The sequence below is a fragment of the uncultured Shewanella sp. genome (assembly GCF_947501225.1).
Lineage (GTDB): Bacteria > Pseudomonadota > Gammaproteobacteria > Enterobacterales > Shewanellaceae > Shewanella.
Genome location: NZ_CANMUW010000024.1, coordinates 1 through 23949 on the forward strand (window position 1 = coordinate 1; position 23949 = coordinate 23949).

Annotated in this window: 15 protein-coding genes and 1 tRNA gene; 9 read left to right on the forward strand and 7 right to left on the reverse strand. The window is 50.6% G+C overall.

Going from position 1 to position 23949, the window contains the following annotated elements; genetic code table 11:
- Positions 1 to 116 precede the first annotated feature (116 nt).
- Positions 117 to 193 (reverse strand) — tRNA-Arg (locus Q1B47_RS20525).
- Between the two features lie 248 nt (positions 194 to 441).
- On the opposite strand from Q1B47_RS20525, the gene Q1B47_RS20530 reads away from it, so the two are divergent.
- Positions 442 to 3069 carry a diguanylate cyclase gene (locus Q1B47_RS20530; RefSeq protein WP_299798206.1) on the forward strand — a complete coding sequence of 876 codons (2628 nt, stop codon included), beginning with the start codon at positions 442 to 444 and terminating at the stop codon, positions 3067 to 3069.
- Positions 3070 to 3146: 77 nt separating this feature from the next.
- Here Q1B47_RS20530 and rep read toward each other — a convergent pair whose 3' ends face one another.
- Positions 3147 to 5159 carry a DNA helicase Rep gene (gene rep, locus Q1B47_RS20535; RefSeq protein WP_299798209.1) on the reverse strand — a complete coding sequence of 671 codons (2013 nt, stop codon included), beginning with the start codon at positions 5157 to 5159 and terminating at the stop codon, positions 3147 to 3149.
- A 266-nt stretch (positions 5160 to 5425) separates the two neighbouring features.
- On the opposite strand from rep, the gene Q1B47_RS20540 reads away from it, so the two are divergent.
- The 8 genes from Q1B47_RS20540 (at position 5426) to Q1B47_RS20575 (ending at position 16358) form a co-directional block, all read left to right on the forward strand.
- Positions 5426 to 6022 (forward strand): TetR/AcrR family transcriptional regulator, encoded by a 597-nt coding sequence (locus Q1B47_RS20540; RefSeq protein ID WP_299798212.1) that lies wholly within the window; start codon positions 5426 to 5428, stop codon positions 6020 to 6022.
- A complete protein-coding gene (locus Q1B47_RS20545; RefSeq protein ID WP_299798215.1) occupies positions 6019 to 7137 on the forward strand; it encodes an efflux RND transporter periplasmic adaptor subunit in 1119 nt (372 codons plus the stop codon). Before Q1B47_RS20540 ends, Q1B47_RS20545 begins: the two co-directional genes overlap by 4 nt.
- Before the next feature lie 12 nt (positions 7138 to 7149).
- Positions 7150 to 10233 carry a multidrug efflux RND transporter permease subunit gene (locus Q1B47_RS20550; RefSeq protein WP_299798218.1) on the forward strand — a complete coding sequence of 1028 codons (3084 nt, stop codon included), beginning with the start codon at positions 7150 to 7152 and terminating at the stop codon, positions 10231 to 10233.
- A gap of 151 nt (positions 10234 to 10384) precedes the next feature.
- The gene (locus Q1B47_RS20555) at positions 10385 to 10645 is read left to right on the forward strand and encodes an accessory factor UbiK family protein (RefSeq protein WP_299798221.1); all 261 of its coding nucleotides are present in this window, start codon (positions 10385 to 10387) and stop codon (positions 10643 to 10645) included.
- Between the two features lie 417 nt (positions 10646 to 11062).
- Positions 11063 to 11878 (forward strand): phosphatase PAP2 family protein, encoded by an 816-nt coding sequence (locus Q1B47_RS20560; protein WP_299798224.1) that lies wholly within the window; start codon positions 11063 to 11065, stop codon positions 11876 to 11878.
- Between the two features lie 96 nt (positions 11879 to 11974).
- Entirely contained in the window at positions 11975 to 12454 is a 480-nt protein-coding gene (locus Q1B47_RS20565; protein ID WP_299798227.1) for an Lrp/AsnC family transcriptional regulator, read from the forward strand.
- A 323-nt stretch (positions 12455 to 12777) separates the two neighbouring features.
- Positions 12778 to 14136 (forward strand): sodium-dependent transporter, encoded by a 1359-nt coding sequence (locus tag Q1B47_RS20570; RefSeq protein ID WP_299798230.1) that lies wholly within the window; start codon positions 12778 to 12780, stop codon positions 14134 to 14136.
- Positions 14137 to 14354: 218 nt separating this feature from the next.
- A complete protein-coding gene (locus Q1B47_RS20575; protein ID WP_299798232.1) occupies positions 14355 to 16358 on the forward strand; it encodes a TonB-dependent copper receptor in 2004 nt (667 codons plus the stop codon).
- A 71-nt stretch (positions 16359 to 16429) separates the two neighbouring features.
- On the opposite strand, the gene Q1B47_RS20580 is transcribed toward Q1B47_RS20575, so the two are convergent.
- The 5 genes from Q1B47_RS20580 to Q1B47_RS20600 form a co-directional block, all read right to left on the reverse strand.
- A complete protein-coding gene (locus Q1B47_RS20580) occupies positions 16430 to 17872 on the reverse strand; it encodes an MBL fold metallo-hydrolase (protein WP_299798346.1) in 1443 nt (480 codons plus the stop codon).
- 132 nt (positions 17873 to 18004) lie between these two features.
- Entirely contained in the window at positions 18005 to 19144 is a 1140-nt protein-coding gene (locus Q1B47_RS20585; RefSeq protein ID WP_299798236.1) for an alanine--glyoxylate aminotransferase family protein, read from the reverse strand.
- A 295-nt stretch (positions 19145 to 19439) separates the two neighbouring features.
- Positions 19440 to 20990, reverse strand: a complete 1551-nt coding sequence (ilvA, locus tag Q1B47_RS20590; protein WP_299798240.1) for a threonine ammonia-lyase, biosynthetic — start codon at positions 20988 to 20990, stop codon at positions 19440 to 19442.
- 1 nt (position 20991) lies between these two features.
- Complete coding sequence (gene ilvD, locus Q1B47_RS20595; protein WP_299798243.1) at positions 20992 to 22842, reverse strand: dihydroxy-acid dehydratase; 1851 nt, start codon at positions 22840 to 22842, stop codon at positions 20992 to 20994.
- Between the two features lie 166 nt (positions 22843 to 23008).
- A complete protein-coding gene (locus tag Q1B47_RS20600; protein ID WP_299798246.1) occupies positions 23009 to 23932 on the reverse strand; it encodes a branched-chain amino acid transaminase in 924 nt (307 codons plus the stop codon).
- Positions 23933 to 23949 lie beyond the last annotated feature (17 nt).

Sequence of the window (23949 nt, forward strand, 5' to 3'; positions counted from 1 at the left end):
TGACTGATGGGGCTCGAACCCACGACAACCGGAATCACAATCCGGGGCTCTACCAACTGAGCTACAATCACCACTGACTTTCAACTTACCTTGCTAACATGACGTCCTAATCAATCTGGTGCACCCAGAAGGATTCGAACCCTCGGCCTCACCCTCCGGAGGGGTGCGCTCTATCCAGCTGAGCTATGGGTGCCTGCCTTGTTAGCGCCGCATATAGTATGGATTATTTGCCTCTACGTCCACACCTTTCACGCTTTTTTTTTCTGTTTGCTTAAGTTTTAACTCAATTGTGCATATTTTCATTCACTTTAGATTGTAAAGGTCAAAAAAACGGCGCTAGGTGTCAAGTTTATGGCTTGGCGCTGCTGTTTTTTTATGCTATCAATACATGTTAGTCCAAATCGAGCTTCAAAATAATTAAAATCGCGATTGGCGGATACCATGTTTAGGGAAGAATCGACTCAATATTCTCAATACGAAGTCGGGCGCATGCAAAAAAGGATTGCACGCCTGAGAAACTTAGCTCTTAAGTATAAAAGAGCCGAAGTCACTCAAAATATGCTGCTGGAGATCTCAAATCTGGCGGCTCAAGTAGACACACCCGAAGCCTTCTACTTAGGTATCCACCGCTCCCTGAATGTCCTGCTCCATGCCGATAATTTCTATGTGGCGCTGCTCAACAACGATACGGGTATTCTTGATATTCCTCTTTTCCTCGATGAAAAAGATCCCCATCCCTACGACTCCTACCCCAGAGAGGAGCTCTCAGAAACCTTAGTCAGTGGCATTACCGGCTATGTCCTGAGAACCGGGAAGTATCTGCTCTGTGACGAACCCAAGTTTAATGAACTGATAGCGAGCAAACAGATAGTCAGCAGAGGCGCTCCCTGCCATCACTGGCTCGGTGTTCCCATTAAGGTAAATAACGCTGTTGCCGGTGTCCTGGTGGTGCAGAGCTACTCGCCAAGCATTAGTTTCAACGAGATGGATATTGAACTGATGAACTTTGTCAGTCATCACATATCCGGCGTTATGGAGCGACTTCAGCACCAGGAGCAGCTCGAACAGGCAATTGTTCAGCGTACCAAAGAACTCAGCATAGCTTACGACAAGCTTAAGCAGGAGGTGTTCGAAAGGCGGCGCGCCGAACGACTTCAACGCTCTCTGTTTGAAATAGCCGATCTGGCAACCTCTAATATCGACAGTGAAATCTTCTATTCTGAACTGCACAGAGTTATCAGCCATCTGATCCCGGCAAAAAATTGTTATATCGCCCTGCTCAATCAGCAACTCACCCATATCAGCTTTCCATTTTACGTCAGCCAGGCCAACAGCTCTTTACCCGTCAGCAGGAAAGTATCCGACGGGCTCACCGAATATGTGATAAAAGCCAGAAGGCCTCTGCTGCTGCATAACCGTGAACTCGTGACCTTGGTTGAGGCCGGCGAGATCTATAACCAAACACCGAAACTCAGTTGCACTGACGATATTTATCAGTGGATAGGGATCCCCCTGTTTATCCATGGCCAGGTTCGTGGCGCATTGACGATATACAGCCTCAGCATGACACAGAGTTACCAGAAAAAGGATCTGGAGCTATTGACCTTTGTCTCTCAACATATCGCCACAGCAATAGAACAGAAACTATCTGCGGAGACGTTAAAGAACAGCTACGAACAGCTTGAGGAGAAGGTATTAGAGAGAACACAGGCGCTTGCCATGCTCAATCAGGACCTTGAGAATGAGATAGCTCACAGACGTAAAGTAGAGCAGCAGTTGGTGCACGACGCCAACCACGACACCCTGACAGGCCTCCCTAACCGCTCTATGTTTATGGAGCGCCTATCCCAGGCCGTAAAGCATATTAGAAGACATAGTTTGGACCGGTTCGCCCTGCTATTTATCGATTTAGACAGGTTCAAACTCATCAACGACACCCTTGGGCACCTCGAAGGCGATCGCTTCCTGATAGAAACCTCATCACGGCTTAAACTCTGCATACGCGATAACGATACTCTTGCCAGAATAGGCGGAGATGAGTTTGTCATCCTGCTCGACAGCATCAAAGGTACCGACGATGCCGAAGAGGTGGCAGAGCGGGTACTGACCGAACTATCCCGCCCCTATAAGCTTGCCAACCAGCACTTTATATCCGGTGCGAGTATCGGTATCGCTTTTAGCCACAACCATAAGTCGGATACATGCGAGTCTCTGTTGAGAGACGCCGATGCGGCCATGTATCAGGCGAAAACCAATGGTAAGGGGTGCTATGTCATTTACGATGATGAGTCTCAAAAGCTGATAAACAAAGATGTAAAATTAGAACTCGAATTACAAAATGCCATCTCTAACCATGAGCTGCTTCTGAGCTACCTCCCGATTCAGAACCTTAAGACACAGGCCACAGTGGCTTTAGAACCCAGACTCTATTGGAACCATCCCGGGCTAGGCAAGATCAAGCAGGCACATCTGAACAATATTGCCGAGCACTGTGGCCTGACAACCGAACTGGATATCTACCTGCTGCAGCAGCTCAACAGCGATTATACGACACTGCAGAAACACTCTCTGGATCAGTTGCCGCTACATATCAATATATCCGCCAAACACCTTAAGCATAAGCACTCGGTAAGGCAGCTCAAAAACGCCCTCAAACAGAGTTGCTTCACCCCTGACCAGTTATGGCTGTTTTTCGATGAGAAAGGCTTTATTCTCGATACCGACAACCACATCAATGCCTTCGAGCAGTTAACTAACCTGGATGTTAACCTTGGTTTAACGGGTTACGGCAGTGCCAACAGCGCTCTTAGCAGTCTCACCTTCCTGCCGCTACAAGGGCTTAAACTCGATCCCAGCTATGCCAAACACCTGGAAAGCGAGCAACATATAAAGTTATTAAAAGCGCACTTTCTGACGGCTCAGGCATTAGAGCTAACTGTCTTTGTCGATGGAATAGGAACAACACAGCACAGAGAAGCTCTGCAGGAGATAGGTTTTACTCTGGGACAGGGTCAGGCACTGGGGAAAGTCTTACGCCTGTCGACGGTATCGGATCTGGATTGTGCATAACGCGCTAACCTATGCGAAATTCAGCCAGAGCACAGCTTCACCACTATTAAAGTGAAGCTGCTACCGGTTAACTCAGGCTACTTTTTAAACATATCTCTCAGGTTAGCGATATTGGCTCTGCCCGCCTGCTGTCGCTGCTGCTCACTCTGCGGCTGTTTACGGTTTTCCCAGACGAGATCGTCCTGGGGCAACTCCATCAGGAAACGACTCGGTTCGCAGCGCATGGTCTCACCGAATTGGCGGCGCTCGCGGCACAGAACGAACCAAAGTTCCTTCTGAGCACGGGTGATCCCTACATAAGCGAGACGGCGCTCCTCTTCGACATTATCCTCATCAATACTGCTCTGATGAGGCAATATCCGCTCCTCGGTACCGACCATAAACACATAGGGAAACTCCAACCCTTTAGAGGCATGCAGGGTCATCAGTTGAACCTGATCACCGCCTTCATCTTCACTGTTTCGCTCCATCATATCCCTGAGGGTTAAACGAGTGACCACTTCAGGCAAGGTCATCCCCTCATCGAGCTCATCACCTTCAAGCATTTCGGTAACCCAGCGATACAGTTCGGAGATATTCTTCATCCGCATCTCGGCCGCCTTGGCACTGGTACTCGTTTCGTAGAGATAATCCTCATAATTGATATTACGGATCAGATGCTTCACCGCTTCCACCGGCTCTCCCCGTGTCGCACTCTCTCCCGTATCGACAATAAACTTACCGAATTTATAGAGAGAGGCCATCGCGGCGGGTGCCAAATGGTGATTCAGTTCAGCCTCGAAGATAGCTTCAAACATAGAGATGTGACGCTCGTTAGCATAGTTCCCCAGCCGCTCAAGCGTCGATGGACCGATCCCCCGCTTAGGCAGATTAACTACGCGCAAGAAAGCATTATCATCGTCAGGGTTCACCACCAGCCTGAGATAAGCCATGATATCTTTAATCTCTGCCCTGCCGAAGAATGAGGTTCCGCCACTGAGTTTGTAGGGGATCCTGTTCGTCATCAGTGCCCGCTCAAGCAAACGCGATTGATGGTTCCCCCGATAAAGAATGGCGTAATCACCATATTGAGTCTTGCCGACAAATTTATGCCGAACCATCTCAGCGATAACCCGCTCGGCCTCCTGCTCCTCGTTAGCGGCGATCATCACCCTCAATGGTTCGCCATAGGCAAGTTCACTAAAGAGCGCCTTGTCATAGACGTGGGGATTGTTGGCGATAAGTATATTGGCGGCCCTTAAAATACACTGACTCGAGCGATAGTTTTGCTCAAGCTTAATTAGTTTAAGCTTGGGGAAGTCTTTACCCAACAAGACCAGGTTTTGCGGCTTGGCACCACGCCAGGAGTAGATAGACTGATCGTCATCCCCAACAACGGTAAACCTTGCCCGTTCTCCGACCAGGAGTTTAACCATCTCATACTGACTGGTGTTGGTATCCTGATACTCATCCACAAGCATGTACTGTATACGCTTCTGCCAACGCTCCCTCACCTCCTGGTTATGCCTTAACAGCAAGGTGGGCAGCAGAATAAGGTCATCAAAATCCAATGCGTTATACGCCTTCATATGCTTAGCGTATCTTTGGTACATGCCGGCAAAAAGTTTCGACTGCTCATCTCTGGCAATCTTCAGTGCCTGATCGGGAACGACCAGATCCCCTTTCCAATTGGAGATAGCCGTCATCAGCATCTTGAGCAAGTCTTTATCACCATCGAATTCATCTTCGGTGAGCTCTTTTAGCAGTGCCAGCGTGTCTTGATCATCGAACAGGGAAAAGCCGGGTTTTAATCCTACGACCTTATGTTCACGCTTAATGATCTCCAGGCCTAACGTATGGAATGTGGATATCCACAGGCCACGGGCCTCTTTGCGTCCCATAGACTGAGCAACACGCTCTTTCATCTCACGTGCCGCTTTATTGGTAAAGGTTACCGCCGCAATCGTCCGAGCCTGATAACCACACTTCTGCACCAGGTAGGCGATCTTATTGATGATCACTCTGGTTTTACCGCTACCGGCGCCAGCCAGCACCAGGCAGGGGCCAGAAACATAGTGAACAGCATCATTTTGTCCGGGGTTTAGCTTCATCTTTTAACTTTTACCAGCAAACTAAGAAATATTTTGGGAACCGTGAATCATACCAGAAATTAGTAAAAGCCTTCCTTTTTTATCCAAAACAAACACGGTTAAAACTAATTATATGGCTAAGTGTCTACTACACTGAGTTAAGTTTGACTCGTCTATCTCTCAAATTTTCATTCGTCTGGCGAAATCGATAATTGCGATATTGATGCCGGTAACATAGAATAGTGAATGAACGTTCATTCAGAACATATCCTCATATGAAAGGTATTATGGATAACAAACGAGAACTTATATTCAAAGCTACCGAGAAGATCATTGCCACCAAAGGGCTCCAAGGCCTCTCGATGCAGCAGATAGCTCAGGAAGCGGGTGTTGCCGCAGGCACTATCTACCGCTACTTCACCGATAAGGAGGAGCTGATCGCTGAGCTCCGCAAAGATGTATTACGCGTAGTAGCAAGTCATATTCTGAAAAATTGTGAAGAGGGGACACTCGAACAAAGATTTAAACGAGTCTGGTTCAATATCGTCGAATTCGGACGTCGCAGGACTCTTGCAAATCTGAGTTACGAACAATATATCCACCTCCCCGGCATAGACAGCGACCCCCATCAAGCCTTCGAGAGAAGCACCTTCGAAGGACTACACCATATCTTCAGCGAGGGAAGAGATGCCGGCGTGTTTCACGACTTACAGGATAAAACCCTGTTTGCCACCTCGCTGGAGCCGGCAATAGCTTTGGGAAGAAGCATACGTCGCGGCCAGATGAAATACGATAAAACTGAACTGGAGTTTGTCTGCAACCTCTGCTGGCAATCCATATTGACACCATCAAACACTACTCAGAAGGAGCAATCAGGACAATGAAAAAGTGGACCCTGATTATGCTAATCATCGCACTGCTGGCCTTTGGCTCGGTAATTGGTTTTAACATCATGGTTAAAGGCAAAATTGCCGATGCCATCGCCAATATGCCAGAGCCGGAGTCACCGGTGACGACCATGACACTTATCCCGGAAAACTGGCAGCCCACCATAGATGCTATCGGCTTTGTAGAACCAAACCAAGGCGTCACCATTGCCAATGAACTTTCCGGCGTAGTCTCCGAGATAAACTTCGAAAACGGTAGCGCGATAAGCAAGGGAGATAGCCTGATTGTGCTCGACTCTAAGGTTGAAAAGGCTAACCTGAAGAGCAAAATGGTTCAACTACCCGCCGCCGAAGCCGATTTCAAACGACTTTCACGCCTCTACAAGCAAAAATCGGTATCAAAACAAGATCTGGATAACAGCGAGTCAAAGTACCTGGCGCTCAAAGCCGATATTGAAAGCCTGACGGCCACAATAGACCGCAGAGAGATCGACGCTCCATTCGATGGTTTAGTGGGGATCCGCAGCGTTAATTTAGGTGAGTACCTGCAGGCAGGTACAGATATCGTTCGCCTCGAAGATATCAGCACCATGAAGATTCGTTTTACCATACCTCAGACACAGCTGCCGCGCATCTCGACCGGACAGGTGATCCACGTCTATGTCGATGCCTACCCACAGCAACCCTTCGAAGGGAAGATCTCTGCGATCGAGCCTGCAGTTTTCTATCAGAGCGGCCTGATTCAGATTCAGGCAACTATTCCAAATATCGATGCAAAACTGCGTAGCGGTATGTTTGCACGAGTCGAAGTGTTGCTGCCGGAGATGACCGAGCAATTTGTACTGCCACAAACCGCCATCAACTTTACCCTTTACGGAAACTCTATCTATGTGCTTAACGAAGTAACGGAAGATGGTCAGACATTCAATCGTGCCAAGCAGATCAACGTAGAGGTACTCGAACGTAATGGCAACTTTGCCTTAGTGACCGGTGAGTTGAAGGCAAACGATCAGATTGTCACATCGGGTCAGATCCGTCTGAGCAACAACAGCAAAGTCAAAGTGACCGAAAATAAGGCGTTAACGCCTCCGGCCACTATGCCACAACTATAACGGGAGCTGGCAATGCGCTTTACTGATATATTTATTCGCAGGCCGGTACTCGCCGCCTCGATAAGTTTCCTGCTGTTACTGTTAGGGTTTTACTCACTCAGTAGCATGCAGGTTCGTGAATACCCTGAGATGACCAATACGGTAGTCACCGTATCCACCAGCTACTACGGTGCCGATGCCAACCTGATTCAGGGCTTTATCACTCAGCCTCTCGAACAGGCCCTGGCCCAGGCAGATAATGTAGACTTCATGACATCTGAAAGCTTTTTGGGAAGCTCGAAGATCACAGTTTACATGAAGCTTAATACCGACCCCAATGGCGCCCTGGCCGACATTTTGGCCAAAGTCAACTCGGTACGTTCTCAACTCCCAAAAGAGGCCGAGGATTCGACCGTAGATATGTCTACCGGCTCTCAGACCTCGGTACTCTACATCTCCTTCTACAGCGATGAGATCAACTCCAGTCAGATCACCGATTATCTGGAACGAGTGGTAAAGCCCCAGCTGTTCACCATCGACGGTGTGGCTAAGGTCAACCTCTATGGTGGTATCAAGTATGCGATGAGGATCTGGCTGGATCCGGCAAGAATGGGGGCCTTCGGTCTCTCATCTTCTGAGGTGATGCAGGTTTTACAGGCCAATAACTATCAATCTGCGGTGGGTCAGGCTAACGGAGTATTTACCCTGTTTAATGGTACCGCCGACACTCAAGTTGCCACGGTCGATGAACTTAAACAACTTGTTATCGGCAGTAAAGAGGGGCTCGTAGTTCGCCTCGGTGATATCGCCGATGTCAGCCTGGAAAAAAGCCATGATGTCTACCGCGCCCTTGCCGATGGCCAGGAAGCCGTAGTGGTTGCACTGGACGTAACCCCAACGGCAAACCCCTTGGTTGTCGCCGCCGATGCTCGTGCACTCATGCCCGATATCGAACGTAACCTGCCGGTGTCGATGAAGACCAGAATATTATATGACTCCTCTCTCGCCATCGATGAATCGATTCAGGAGGTGATCAAGACCATAGGTGAAGCAGCACTGATCGTTATTGTAGTGATCACCTTGTTCTTAGGCTCACTGCGCGCGGTCGTTATCCCTATTGTCACCATCCCGCTCTCCCTGATTGGCGTTGCCATCATAATGCAGATGTTTGGCTTTACCCTCAACCTGATGACACTGTTGGCCATGGTGCTCGCCATCGGCCTGGTGGTCGATGATGCCATCGTAGTGGTTGAAAATGTCGACAGACATATCAAGCTGGGCGAATCACCATTCAGAGCCGCCATTATCGGTACCCGTGAGATAGCGGTACCCGTGATCTCTATGACCATTACATTGGCTGCGGTGTATGCACCGATCGCTTTGATGGGAGGCATTACCGGCTCACTGTTTAAGGAGTTCGCTCTCACCTTAGCCGGTGCGGTGTTTATTTCGGGAATAGTGGCTCTGACCCTGTCACCCATGATGTGCTCGAAGATCCTCAAGCCTCACTCTACCCCTAACCGTTTCGAACTGACTGTCGAGAATTTCCTCGAAGGCATGACTAAACGTTACCAGGGGATGCTGAATGCGGTCATGGAGCGCAGGCCTGTGGTTATCGGCTTCGCCCTTATCGTGTTTGCCTCTCTACCCGTGATGTTCAGCTTTATTCCGTCTGAGCTGGCACCTAACGAAGATAAGAGTGTCGTCATGATGATGGGCACAGCCCCCTCTACCGCGAACTTAGACTATATCCAGTCCAACATGGCACTGGTCACGGATATGATTAAGTCACACCCTGAGTCGGCTGCCTCCCTGGCCTTCGTCGGTATCCCTAACTCTAATCAAGCCTTCGGCATCGCCCCCCTGGTGCCGTGGAGTGAGCGTGATAAGAGTCAAAAAGAGATGCAGAAGATGCTTGGCGAAGAGGTGAAGCATGTGCCGGGTATGGCTGTCACCACCTTCCAGATGCCTGAACTGCCGGGTTCATCGGGTGGCCTGCCTATTCAGTTTGTTATCACCACATCCAACTCTTTCGAGAGTCTGTTCCAGATTGGAAGCAGTGTGCTGGAAAAGGTGCAACAGAGCCCATTGTTTGTCTACTCGGAGATCAACCTCAAATTTGACTCCGGCACCATGAAGATCCATATCAAGCGCGACCTTGCGGGTACCTATGGCATCACCATGCAGGATATTGGTGCAACACTGACCACTATGATGAGTGACGGTTACGTTAACCGCATCAACTTAGATGGCCGCTCCTATGAAGTTATTCCTCAGGTAGAGCGACAGTATCGTGCCAATCCTGAGGCGCTCGATGGTTTCTATGTCAAGGCCGCCGACGGAAAATCGATACCGCTATCCAGCCTTGTCGATATCGAGATGATAGCCGAGCCTCGCTCCCTGCCTCACTTCAATCAGATGAATGCATTGACAGTAGGTGGTGTGGCGACGCCGGGCGTGGCTATCGGTGACGCCATCGATTTCCTTAAGACTATCGGTGATAACGATCTTCCTAAGGGCTACAGTTATGACTTCTTAGGTGAGGCGCGCCAATATGTCACCGAAGGTTCGGCCCTGTTTGCGACCTTCGGGCTGGCACTCGCCATCATCTTCCTGGTGCTGGCGAGCCAATTCGAGAGCGCTAAGGATCCTTTGGTTATTCTGGTCTCCGTGCCGTTGGCTATCAGTGGTGCACTAATCGCGCTGGGCTGGACACATATCTTTGGCCTGTCATCGATGAACATCTATACCCAGGTGGGACTGATCACTTTGGTTGGCCTGATCACAAAACACGGTATCTTGATGTGTGAAGTCGCCAAGGAGGAGCAACTACATAACGGTCTGAGTAAGATGGAGGCGATTAAACTCGCAGCCACGATACGTTTACGTCCGATTCTGATGACAACCGCAGCTATGATTGCCGGCTTGATCCCGCTGCTGTTTGCGGTTGGCGCAGGCGCTATCGCACGCTTCAATATCGGTCTGGTGATTGTTTCGGGTCTGGCAATCGGTACCCTGTTTACCCTGTTCGTTCTACCGGTTATCTACACCTATCTGGCAGAGAAACATGAACCGCTTCCGGTATTCGATGAAGAGGGACATATTGCGGCGAGCTAATGGCAACTCGCTCATAGCTTAAACATAAGGCCCGAATAATCTTATATGTTCGGGCCTTTTTATTTACACAGCTTTTATTTTCCAATAATCCCTGGCTCAGGTACAATCTTAACCAATAATCAAAGGCGATAGCCCACAGCGGAAATAGACCATGATCAATCCAAAGAAAATCGAAGAGGTTGCCAAGCAACTGAGCGAAAACCTGCCCAGCGGACTGAAACAATTCGCTGGTGAGTTTGAAGAGAAGAGCAAGCAGGTCCTGCAGAGCCAGTTGATGAAACTGGATGTCGTATCTCATGAGGAGTTCGAAGTTCAGCAACATGTGCTACTAAAGACACGTGAGAAGCTCGAAGCCCTACAGGCCCAGGTTAATGCGCTGGAGAAGAGACTCAACGAGAGTGAAAGTGAATAACTCTCTATTACGCCAGTCGACAATAAAAAAGAGCGCTAAGGCGCTCTTTTTTATTGTCTTGTGCCCCTTATTTAGCTTCTGCACTATTAGCCGCATAAAGTAATAGCTCCCCCCGCCAACACAGCAAGATCTTTCACGATAACTTGCCCTTTTCTCGCCACAATTGATCACAGGCTTGCCCCATAGAGCCGGTAAATTTTGCTTCAATACTCTCATCACTCGCCACAAAAACCGGTACTGTGAAATATGATGTGCATAGTTTTACACCTGTGCTAACTCAATGTTAATGCCTTGTCCTCAATGGAGCTAAATAGTCGGTTTATCTGGCTATCCGCTTGGCAATGCTCCTGTTGCGCGTTAGCCTACAAACCTCTTTGTCAAAGAGCCCTTAACCATAATAGTTGTGAGGCCATTTTTTTGAAGCTGTTATCTTTACTGAAATCTCGCTCTCCGCTTCCCCCTATGGTAATTGGCTGGGCAATTTTAACCATCATACCGGCCCTCTTGCTGATATCGGGAACAAAACTGTTTCCGTTATTATCACTGAATTCTCTCTCGGCAGAGGCGCTATTCTGGTTAACGTCATCGGGAACGGCTCCCTATGGCGTCGCAACGGTACTCCTCATCCTGCTGCTCAGTTACCATCGCCTCAGCAGAGCCCAGTTTATCAGCCTGTTTCTCACCATCTCTTTGGGGATGTTTACCACACTGGGGCTTAACCACTATCTGAAACCTTTCTTTAGTGAGGCTCGTCCCAATGCGGTTTGGTTAGAGCAGCAATACCTGCTCAACACCACAAACTTCTACGATCATACCAAGAGTGAGCGTAAGGCACAGATGTCGGCGACACTGGAACGGCTCGAGCACGCCGAAACAGAGTTGGTGCTCTCACCGAGGATCAAGCAACATTGGAAGAGTGAGGTAGGTTTCGCCTTCCCCTCAGGGCACACACTCTTTGCCATCACTCTCACCATGATAACGAGTTACTACCTGTTATTAGCCGGAAACTCGGTACTGCCGACCATCTTGTTAATCTGGAGTATCACCATGGGATTCAGCCGCATGCTGCTGGGTATGCATTGGGCTCAGGATGTGTTGGCATCGACGCTGCTTGGTGGAACCATCGGACTTTTCAGCCTGTTTCTCACCCATAAAACCTTTCCCTTTGGCCACAGGGGATATATATATTTGAGTGGCAAGCTCAGAGGGAGACGGGGTGCCCTCAAATATTGAAAGCAGCCTGAGCAGCGAAATTGATGCTAATGGGAGCAGATAAGGCTATGCTACTCTCCTCAACGTTAACCTCGAACCTATACGAGACCCGATGCCATGGCAGAGTTACAACTCGACCAGACAGATTTTGCAATTCTTAAGCTGCTTCAGAGTCATGGAAAGCTATCTAATCAAGAGCTTGCTGAAAGAGTAGGCTTATCTCCCTCTCCCTGCTCCAGACGGGTCAAGGCTCTGGAGGAGTCCGGATTCATTGCCGGTTATGCTACACTCCTCTCCGCAAAGCATTTCAATCTGTCATTGAAGGCCTATGTTCAGGTGAGGTTGGAGAAACACTCACACGAGATCCTTGAATCATTTGAAGCACGGGTGTGCAGTTATGATGAGGTACTGGAGTGCTGTCTGCTTACCGGGAGTGACGCAGACTATCAGCTTAAGGTACTTGTCGAAGATATGGGACAATTTAAGGTGTTCTTACTCGATAAGCTCACCACCGATCCGCACATTGCCGGTGTGCACTCAAGCTTTGTGCTCAAACAGGTGAAGAACCAAACAAGCATACCTCTCCCCCAGCCTTAATCCCATGCTATGTCACCTCCCATATAGAGGTGGCATAGTTCAGAATATAAACAAGTCTCCAGTCCCATCGCGCTTTTCAGTGAAATGAGGCCCAAAAAAGTAAATTAATTCGAACGCGACTTTATTGCGGCAACAACAAACTCACCAACAACTCACGCAAACTTATTTCACCAAAAACACCAACACAGCAATTTAAAGTTAAAAAAATGGCAAATCTTGAAACCCAAATCTAAAAAATAACATTTTAGCGACATTAAACACCATTGACCTGTATAGATAAGTCTCTATCATGCGCCCTCTTGAAAACAGAGAGAGAGGCAGGCATGGCCAGCACAAATTCAAATCACTTTAGCTCAAAATTGGGCTTTATCATGGCGGCGGCAGGCTCAGCCGTTGGCGTCGGCAACATCTGGGGGTTCCCGACTCAAGCCGCAACTCATGGTGGTGGTGCCTTTCTGCTTGTGTATCTGGTGCTAATTTTGATTTTAGGGTACCCGATGCTCGTCGCCGAGCTGATGATTGGACGCCACGGACAGACAAACCCCGCCGATGCGATGGCAAAGCTTGGCGGCAACACACTTAGCAGGAGTATAGGTAAAGTTATCGGCTTTACCTCAATTATCACCGCGACCTTGATCTGCACCTTCTACACCATATTGTCGGGTTGGTTTGTCAGCTTCGCTCTGGCTCCCATCGCGGAAATATCCGGATTCTCAGAGGCATCTGATTGGTTGATGGATTTCTCTGTGTCACGAAACCTGCTCTTCACGACCCTCTTCATCTTGATGGTTATCTGCGTAATACGTCAGGGCGTACAGCAAGGGATCGAACGCTGGTCAAAACGTCTGATGCCACTGCTGCTGATTATCCTGATATTGGGCGTGGGCTACATCCTGACCCTGCCCGGTGCGATGACCGGACTTAAGGTACTATTGGTACCTGATTTCTCCCGGGTTTGGGACCCCGATGTTCTCGTCGGCGCCCTGGGGCAAACCTTCTTCTCCCTGAGCGTAGGTGCTGGTGCCATGATGGTTTATGGCGCTTACTTAAACAGGGATGATCATCTGGGTAAGCTAACGGCCTACGTAACCCTTACCGATACCTGTGTCGCCTTTCTTGCGGCACTGATGATTATCCCGGCCATGTATGTGGCTCAACATAATGGGGTACAGATCTTCGCTGAAGATGGCAGCTTGTTAAACTCAGACACCTTAGTATTCACTGTGCTGCCCGCACTGTTTGACACATTAGGGGGCAACTTACAATATCTGTTGGCCTTTATCTTCTTCGTGCTGATGACCATAGCAGGCCTTACATCTGCCATCTCTATCGTCGAAGTCCCCACCAGTTATCTGGCGGAGAAAAAAGAGATGAGCCGTAACAAGGCCACCTATCTGGTTGGCGCGCTGATCCTTGTCCTCTCCCTTACCGTGGTAATGAACTTCGGGCAACTGTTTGGCTTTATGATCACCTTAACCACAGAGCGTGCTCAACCTCTTATCGCCTTAGGGATCGCCATCTATCTGGGCTGGGTATGGCAAAGAAACGGCTTGCTGAAAGAGATCCAGGCTCAGGATGGCGCCGATAACCAAAGCATGTTCTGGCGTATCTGGCCCGTTTATGTGAAGTTTATCTGCCCGCTGCTTATTACACTCATCATAGTGCAACTGTTTAATAAGTAGCATCCCGGCACTTGTACTCCGCTAGGCAAACACTCCTCCCCCGGCCGAGGGAGGAGCAGGCAAAAGGGGGAATTTCGGCAAGCAGATGATATCTGTCGGTGGAGATGTGAGAGAGATCAATCTCAGCTGTGACACATTGTCGCACAACTTGCCTTTACCTTTGTTAACACGCTGAACATCTGCGAAAAAGACGCAACTAAAAATAATAGAGCGTCGTCATGAAACATAAAAAAACAGCACTGGCCTCAGTGATAGCCGCCACCGTGAGCATTCCGGCTCTGGTTTTCCCCCACACATCTCTGGCTTCAGATGAGCCGAGAAACTGTGAAAATACCCGATGTGATGACTATATCGTCATCACCGGAGACCTGATGCGCGAGCCGACAAAAGTCGTCACCGATCCCAAGAAACCCCGACTTCCGCTCCCCTCCTACGATGGGGCAGGATTTCTGAAAACGATTCCAGGGTTCAGTATCAGTCGAAAGGGGGGCGCCGGTGGTGATCCGTCACTAAGGGGCATGGGGGGCTCACGCATCAGCATAGTCGATGATGGTCAACATGTGTATGGCACCTGTGGCGGACGCATGGATCCACCGACAGCCTATATTTACCCGGAGGCCTATGACAGCATCACAGTGATCAAGGGGCCGCAAACCGTGAAATATGGTCCGGTAGGATCTGCGGGGACGGTGCTGTTTGAAAAAGACAGACACAGCTTTATCGAACCGGGCGCCGAAGGACGGGCCAGTATCACTGGTGGCAGTTTCGAACGCCAGGATTATATCGTCGAGCTTAAAGCCGGTGATGAAAACCACTATCTCGATCTCGATGTCAATCAATCCAGCAGCGATCACTACCGGGATGGTGACGGAAACACGGTGCAATCGAGCTATGATCGCAACAACTACAATATCGCACTCGGCTGGACCCCGACGGACACCAGTGTATTTGAACTCGCTTATGGTAAGTCTGATGGCGAAGCCGAATACGCCGACAGAGCCAACAAAGCCCGGGTGATCAACAATGAAAATATCACCCTGTTGACTCAATTCGAGCTCGACTCAGATCTCATCAGCGAAATAGAGTTTCAGGCCTACAGCAACAAGAATGACCATATCATGGATCAGTTCGATCAGGGGGTGAACTCAGGCGTCAATGTTCGCCGAAAAACCTCAGGCGGACACCTATGGATAGAACTCACGCCGGGTGAGAATTTAACAGCGACCTTAGGTATCGACTACATGCAAAGTACCCATGAGGGGCGCGGCATAAACCCTGAGCTTGATAACGGTCTCGACGACCTGCTATCGAAACCATTCAAAGATAATATGCGCTATGAAAATATGGGGTTATTTATCGAATCAGACTACGCCATAGGAGGGGGACACCTGCTATCCGGCTTACGTTTCGACAACTGGGATACAGAGCTGTTTGTCGCACAGACAGGTAAGCGTAATGACAAGTTATTCAGCGGTTTCATTCGCTATGAATACCTCAGTGGTAATAACCAATACTACTTAGGCACTGGCCACGCACAACGGATTCCCGACTACTGGGAGATCATGAAGGCCAGTCCTGACAACGGCTCAGCCAAGGCATTCGAGCTCGAGCCCGAAAAGACAACCCAACTGGACATTGGCTGGATATACCAGGGTGATATCGAACTATCCAGTTCACTCTATTACGGCAAGGTCGATGACTACATCCTGGTAGACTCAAACACTCCTATGACCAGCGCCTATAATATCGATGCGACCATATGGGGCGGTGAGGTTGGCGTAACCTACCCCTTTACAGAGCAGTGGTCGGCGCAAACGACACTCAGTTATAGCCATGGTGATAATGACACCCAGGATACTCCCCTCGGGCAGATATCTCCGCTGGAGGGACGCATATCGGTCAACTATGAGGGAGAGGAGTGGACCGCAGGGCTATTCTGGCGCCTGGTTGCGGCGCAGGATCGTGTCTCTATCGGCCAGGGCAATATCTCGGGCCAGGACCTGGCCGAGAGCAGTGGCTTTGGTACGCTGGCCATCAATGGAACCTGGAAACATGCCGATACCATATTGGTGAGTTTCGGTATCGAAAACCTGTTTGATATCACCTATGCAGAGCATGTGAGTCGTTCAGGTGCCGGTAACGATATCCCGGGTAGCGAGCCCATGTTCCAGGTCAACGAACCCGGTCGAACCGCCTGGGTAAAACTGGATTACTCCTTCTAGCCGGCCTAACAAGCTGTAAGCCCTGCTAATCAACTCCCGCTCCCGGGCTATCGTCAGGGAGCGGGGTAAATTCAAGGCGTTACCCATATCAGCTCGGGTAAACCGCTAAGATCGAGTTTATCGCCATAGGTGGCGATAGCGAGGGCATCGGGACAGATACTGCGGCTCAGGTTCAACTTATCGACCAGACCATTTTGCGCCTCCGGCTCACCATGTATCAAGACCAGTGGCGGCCTGTCTTTAAAGTGACTATACCAACGTATCAACTCGGCCTGATCCGCATGGGCAGAGAGTCCGCCAACCGTATGTATGGTCGCCTTCACATCTATGCTCTTGCCGTGAATAGTGATCTCATCGACACCATCGACGATTGCCCGCCCCGGTGTACTGATGGCCTGATACCCACAGATGATCACATCACACTCAGGCCGCCAAAGGTTGTGCTCCAGATGACACCGGATACGTCCACCATTACACATACCACTGCCGGCAATGATGATGAGCCCCTTGTGTACTTCATTGAGTCTCATCGACTCATCGGTACTGAGAATAAACTCCACATTGGATAGCAGCGGGTGCTGTCCCGGATGCATACGGGTGAAGCGTTTAAAATCATCATCCATCAAGGGATAGTTATTCAGATAAACCCGGGTTGCCTCTATCGCCATGGGACTGTCGAGGCAGATCTCCCATCGCGACAGATCCCACTCCCTGGCATATAGGTGAAACAGGTATAACAACTCCTGAGCGCGTCCCACCGAGAACGCAGGCAGCAAAATATTGCCACGACTCTCACTGATAGCCTTTGAGAAGATCTGTTTAAGCTCTTCGATCGTATCTTCCCAGCTACGATGCACACGGTTACCGTAAGTGCTCTCCATCATCACCAGATCGGCACTGTCGATTAAACAGGGGTCGTTCAATAAGGGCATGCCCGCCCGACCCAGGTCACCACTGAAGACCAGTTTTTTTTGCTCTGCCCCCTCGCCTAAGAAGAGCTCAACTATCGCCGAACCCAATATATGGCCGGCATCTGAGAGGCTTATGTCGACATGGGGAATGACCCGGGCCACCTCACCATAATCCAGTAACACAAACTGAGCCATGGCCCTATCGACATCCTCCTCAATGAAGAGTGGCTCGATAGGCTCCATCTCCTGCTTGGCCCGCTTCTTATTCAGCCTTTCAGCGTCACGGCGCTGAAGCATTGCCGCGTCTTTCAGCATGATGGCACATAACTCTGCGGTGGCCTTATGGGTGTAGATAGGGCCGGAGAACCCAGATTTAACCAGTAGCGGAAGACGACCGGAATGGTCGATATGTGCATGACTTAACACGACGGCATCGATTGTTTTGGGATCGAACAGAAATGGCTCGTGGTTACGTAACTGATCAGCCTTCCCCCCCTGAATAAGTCCACAGTCTAAAAGCAGTTGCCGGCCATCAACCTCCAGCAGATGGCAAGAGCCGGTGACCTCTTGCGTCGCCCCTAAAAACTGCAGCGTCATTCTCATATCCATGGCCCGTTTTATTATCCGTTATCAATTTAAGGATAGACTATGTTCCTACCGATAAAAGAAAAAGCAGCATTGAATTACTTCAATACTGCTTCTGTTTACCATCTGATATTCAAACAAAATCAGGAATTAGTTCAATACATCTTCCAGCGCTTTCAGGCACAAGGCGACATTTTCGCGACGGGCACCGAATCCCATCAGACCGATACGCCATGCCTTACCGGCCAACGCACCTAAGCCAGCGCCGATCTCCAGGTTATAGCTCTCTAACAGTTGTGCACGCACGGCTCCATCATCGATCCCCTCGGGTATATAGACCGCATTGAGCTGAGGCAGGCGTGATGCTTCATCAACCACAAACTTAAGACCCAGCCCTTCCAGCCCCTGACGCAACACCCGGTGCATATCTGCATGGCGCTGCCAAGCCGCCTCTAAGCCTTCGTTAGCCAACAGGCGCAGTGACTCATGCAGGGCGTAGAGCGCATTTACAGGAGCCGTATGGTGATAGCTTCGTTTACCACCGGATGCGCCGCCGCTCCAGTATCCCATCACCAGAGTCTGATCCAGGAACCAGCTCTGCACCGGCGTTTTACGGGCCTTTAGCTTCTCTACCGCTGCGGGAGAGAAGGAGACCGGTGACAGACCGGGCACGCAGGAGAGGCACTTCTGACTACCGGAATAGATGGCATCTATGCCCCACTCATCGACTCTCAGTTCGACGCCGCCCAGTGATGTCACCGCATCGACGATAGAAAGACAATCATGTTGTTTGGCCAGGCCGCACAGGGCCTTTGCATCGGATAGCGCACCGGTCGAGGTCTCCGCATGAACAAAGGCTAAAAACTTGGCATCCGGATGCGCCTTCAGCGCCGCCTCCACATCCTCAGGGTTTACCGGCTCCCCCCACTCGTTGTCGACCACAACGGCAACGGCGCCGACACGCTCGACATTCTGACGCATCCGCTCACCGAATACACCATTACGGCAAACAATCACCTTCTCACCCGCTTCAACCAGATTGACGAAGCAAGTTTCCATACCGGCGGAGCCCGGCGCCGAGACGGCAAGGGTCATCTCATTGGTCGTCTGGAACGCATACTGGATCAGCTCCTTAAGCTCATCCATCATGCCGACAAACAGGGGATCTAAGTGTCCTATAGTTGGACGGGACTGAGCGGCAAGCACCTCCGGGTAAACATCCGACGGACCCGGACCCATCAAGGTTCTACGTGGGGGATTAAACGCATCGATATAGGGTGCAACTAACATCTTCTTTCCTCGGTAAGGCCTTCTCTGAGAGATAAGGGGGTTAAGATTCAGCATCTGACTGATAGTGTCGACACTAACTCCCTACGTATTAATTAGTTATATGAATAAATATTGACATCTGTGTGCCTCATGGCATCTTATTTTTTTGCTTTTATGAGTACAACTGGACTTAAGGCTAACAGCCAGCTGTGCTCTCAATAAATTTAAACTAGTGTTTTAAAAATCACAATAACATAAAAAAGGACGCACTAGCGTCCTCTGTATCATCAGCCTGTTGCTCTGAATCTCTATTATCCTACTCTCTATTATCCAGGAAGAGCTTATAAGCCGGGCTGGATGTCTCCTCCTGATAGACGAAACCAAGCTCAGTTAAGAACTGCTGAAAAGCCAGGTTGTCACACTCCGGCACCTCAAACCCCGCCAGAACACGCCCATAGGCCGCGCCGTGATTACGGTAGTGAAACAGGCTGATATTCCACTTGCTCTGCAGAGTTGTCAAAAACTTAAACAGTGCCCCCGGATGCTCGGGGAACTCGAAACTGAACAGACGCTCATCGAGCTTCTCCGGCGGATGACCACCAACCATATACCTGACGTGCAGCTTTGCCGTCTCATCGTGGGAGAGGTCCTGCACCTCGAAGCCATCCCCCTCAAGAGTGGTTATGATCTCATCGAGTTCAGATTTCCCGCCCGACAGACGAATACCGGCAAACACAACGGCCTTATCACGGCTGCTGAAGCGGTAGTTAAACTCGGTCATTACCCGTTTATTCAGCAGCTCGCAGAACCGCAGGAAGATGCCGGGACGTTCCGGTACCTTAACCGCCAGGATAGCCTCTTTCTGCTCACCGAGTTCGCACCGTTCGGAAACATAACGCAAACTATGGAAGTTAACGTTGGCGCCACTGAGAATAGCCGCGACCTTCTCCCCCTTACCCTCATCGCCCATATACTTCTTCAGCCCGGCAAGAGAGAGCGCCCCTGCGGGTTCGGCTATGGCTCGGGTATCTTCGAAGATATCCTTAACCGCGGCGCAGATCTCATCGGAACTCACTGTGACCACATCATCGACATATTCACGGGCGAGTCTGAACGGCTCATCACCGATCTGCTTAACGGCAACACCGTCTGCAAACAAACCGACCTGTGGCAGAACAACCCGCTCGTCGGCCTCCAGCGCCATCTTCAGACAGGCGGAGTCTTCCGGCTCGACACCGATAATTTTAACTTGGGGCATCACCGCCTTATAGTAAGCGGCAATACCGGCAATCAAGCCTCCGCCACCAACGGGAACGAAGACCATCTCAAGATCCCGCTGCTGCTGCAACATCTCCTGAGCCACCGTGCCCTGACCAGCAATCACGGCCTCATCATCGAAGGGAGCGACATAGATGCGCCCCTCCGTCTCGGCGAGCTCTTGAGCATGAGCATTGGCCTGATCGAAGGCCTGACCGTGTAGCAGTACCTCTCCACCGAGGCGGCGCACCGCATCGACCTTGATATCCGGTGTCGTTTCCGGCATCACGATAACGGCACTTATCCCACGCGCCACCGCCGACATGGCCACGCCCTGAGCATGGTTTCCGGCCGAGGCGCATACCACCCCGCGTCGGCACTCAGGTGCCGTCAGCTCGGAGATCTTGTTATAGGCTCCCCGCAACTTAAAGGAGTGAACCGGTTGCATATCTTCACGCTTAAGGAACACCTGACAGCCGAGTCTGGCCGAGAGTTTATTCAGGCTCGATAACGGCGTCACCTTAGCCACATCATAGACAGAAGAGAGCAGTATCTTCTGCAGATAATAGTGGGCTAAATCTAATTTCTCTTTGGAGGCTAGAGCCAGCATATCAATCCTCCAGCTTACTTGTGTCTCGCACCGCGCCCTTATCGGCACTGGTTGCGAGCATGGCATAAGCCTTCAGAGCCATGGAAACAGAGCGCTCACGATTGAGCGGCTTCCAGGCTTGCTTACCTCTGGCATCCATCGCGGCGCGGCGGCTAGCCAGTTCATCATCACTGATGGCCAACTTGATTGAGCGGGCCGGAATATCGATCTCAATTCTGTCGCCTGTTTCCACCAGCCCTATGGTACCGCCGGATGCGGCTTCCGGTGACACATGACCGATAGACAGCCCCGAAGTACCACCGGAGAAACGGCCATCGGTAATGAGTGCGCACGCCTTACCCAGACCGCGAGACTTAAGATAACTGGTCGGATAGAGCATCTCCTGCATACCCGGCCCCCCTTTAGGCCCCTCATAGCGAATAACCACCACATCTCCGGCAACGACTTCACCACCTAAGATGCCGGCAACCGCGTCGTCCTGACTCTCATAGACCCGGGCCGAACCGGTAAAGGTATGATTTTCTTCATCTACGCCCGCCGTCTTAACGATACAGCCATCCACGGCAATATTACCCGAGAGCACCGCAAGGCCCCCCTCCTGACTGAAGGCAAACTCACGCTTACGGATACATCCCCCCTCACGATCATCATCGACACTATCCCAGCGACACGCCTGGCTGAAAGCCATAGTCGTCGGGATGCCGGCAGGCCCTGCCGAGAAGAACCTGTGTACCTCCTTCTCGCTGTTCTGGACAATATCCCACTTAGCCAGTACCTCTTTCAAGCTAGCCCCCGCCACATGGTGTGCATCGCTATGGATCAGACCGGCCCTGTCTAGCTCCCCCAAAATCCCCATCACACCACCGGCACGATGAACGTCTTCCATATGATATTCGGGTGTAGAAGGCGCTACCTTACAAAGGTGTGGAACCTTGCGGGATAATCTATCGATATCTTCCATGGTGAAGTCGACTTCGGCCTCCTGCGCCCCCGCCAGAAGGTGCAATACGGTATTACTCGAGCCGCCCATGGCAATATCGAGAGTCATGGCATTTTCGAACGCTTTGAAGTTGGCTATATTACGTGGCAGTGCAGACTCATCATCATGCTTATAGTAGCGGGTCGTCAGATCCATGATGCGACGCCCCGCCTCCAAAAATAGTTCACGACGATCGGCATGGGTCGCCAACATTGAACCGTTACCGGGTAACGATAAACCTAAGGCCTCGGTCAAGCAGTTCATCGAGTTGGCGGTAAACATACCCGAACATGAACCACAGGTCGGGCAGGCACTACGTTCGATCTGTTCGCTCTCCTCATCCGAGACCCTGTCATCGGCGCCGGCAACCATGGCATCGACCAGATCCAGCTTGATGAGCTTATCCGATAACTTAGTCTTGCCCGCTTCCATCGGCCCGCCGGAGACGAAGATCACCGGAATGTTGAGCCGCAGTGCCGCCATCATCATGCCGGGGGTGATCTTGTCACAGTTCGAGATACAGACCAGCGCATCGGCGCAGTGAGCATTCACCATATACTCTACACTGTCTGAGATAAGCTCACGGGAAGGCAAGCTATAGAGCATACCGCCGTGCCCCATGGCGATACCATCATCGACGGCAATAGTGTTGAACTCCTTAGCTATACCGCCCGCCTCTTCGATGGCACCAGCCACCAATGAGCCCATATCTTTAAGGTGGACATGACCGGGAACAAACTGAGTGAAGGAGTTAGCAATCGCAATAATCGGCTTTCCGAAATCATTCTCTTTCACACCGGTTGCACGCCATAATGCGCGGGCTCCGGCCATGTTACGACCTTCGGTACTGGTAGCTGAACGTAATTTTGGCATTGCGATTGTCCTTTTGAGGAAGGTTCGAGTTACTGGTTCCTAGTTCCTAGGAGGAGCAACCAATTCAACCTTCTAATTAATTTCTTTAAACCCTAGAGCATAAACTCTCAGGCATCTCTATTCTTTGCTTTTCCGGATTCCAGGTTCTCACTCCTGGAACCTTCTTTTACAACACTTCCAACCAGCCCCACTTATCCTTCGTCTCGCCGGTAAACAGGCCGAAGAAGCAGTCCTGAACCTCCTTCGTCACGACGCCACGTTTACCACAACCGATATCGATACGATCGACGCTGCGTACCGGCACGATTTCGGCCGCGGTCCCCGTCATAAATATCTCATCGGCAAGATAGAGAAACTCACGGGAGATCGGCTCCTCCACGACCTCATAACCCAGATCCCGTGCCAGGGTGATGATGCTATCCCGGGTCAGCCCCATCAGGATAGCGGCCGTGGCCGGTGGCGTGTATATCTTTCCCTTCTTGACCACAAACAGGTTAGCACCGGCTCCTTCGCTGACCAGGCCATTGATATCCAAGGCTATCCCCTCATGAAAACCGTTACGCTTAGCTTCTGTCGATATCTGTATCGATGACAGGTAGTTTCCTCCGGCCTTGGCACCCGTTGGTATGGTATTGGGTGCCAGTCGGTTCCAGGAGCTAACCGCTACATCGACCCCGGCCTCCATGCTGTCTTCACCTAAATAGGCTCCCCAGGGGAATGCCGCCACCATCAAATCACAAACGGCATCTTTGGGAGGAGTGATCCCCATTCCGATATCGCCATAGAAGGCCAGAGGACGTATATATGCGCTCCTCAGATCATTCTTCAGCACACTATCACAACAAGCCTGCATCGCCTCATCAAAAGTGTAAGGGATTGGCATACGGTAGATTTTAGCCGAGTCGAACAGACGCTGAACATGATCGGTCAAACGAAATCCTGCCGGCCCCAGGTGAGTATCATAGACACGGATCCCCTCGAAGACAGATGAACCATAATGCAAGCCGTGAGACATAACATGCACCTTGGCATCAGCCCAGGGCATTACTTCACCATTAAACCAAATGAACTCAGCTCTCTTTGCGGTCATATCTCTTCCCTCAATCT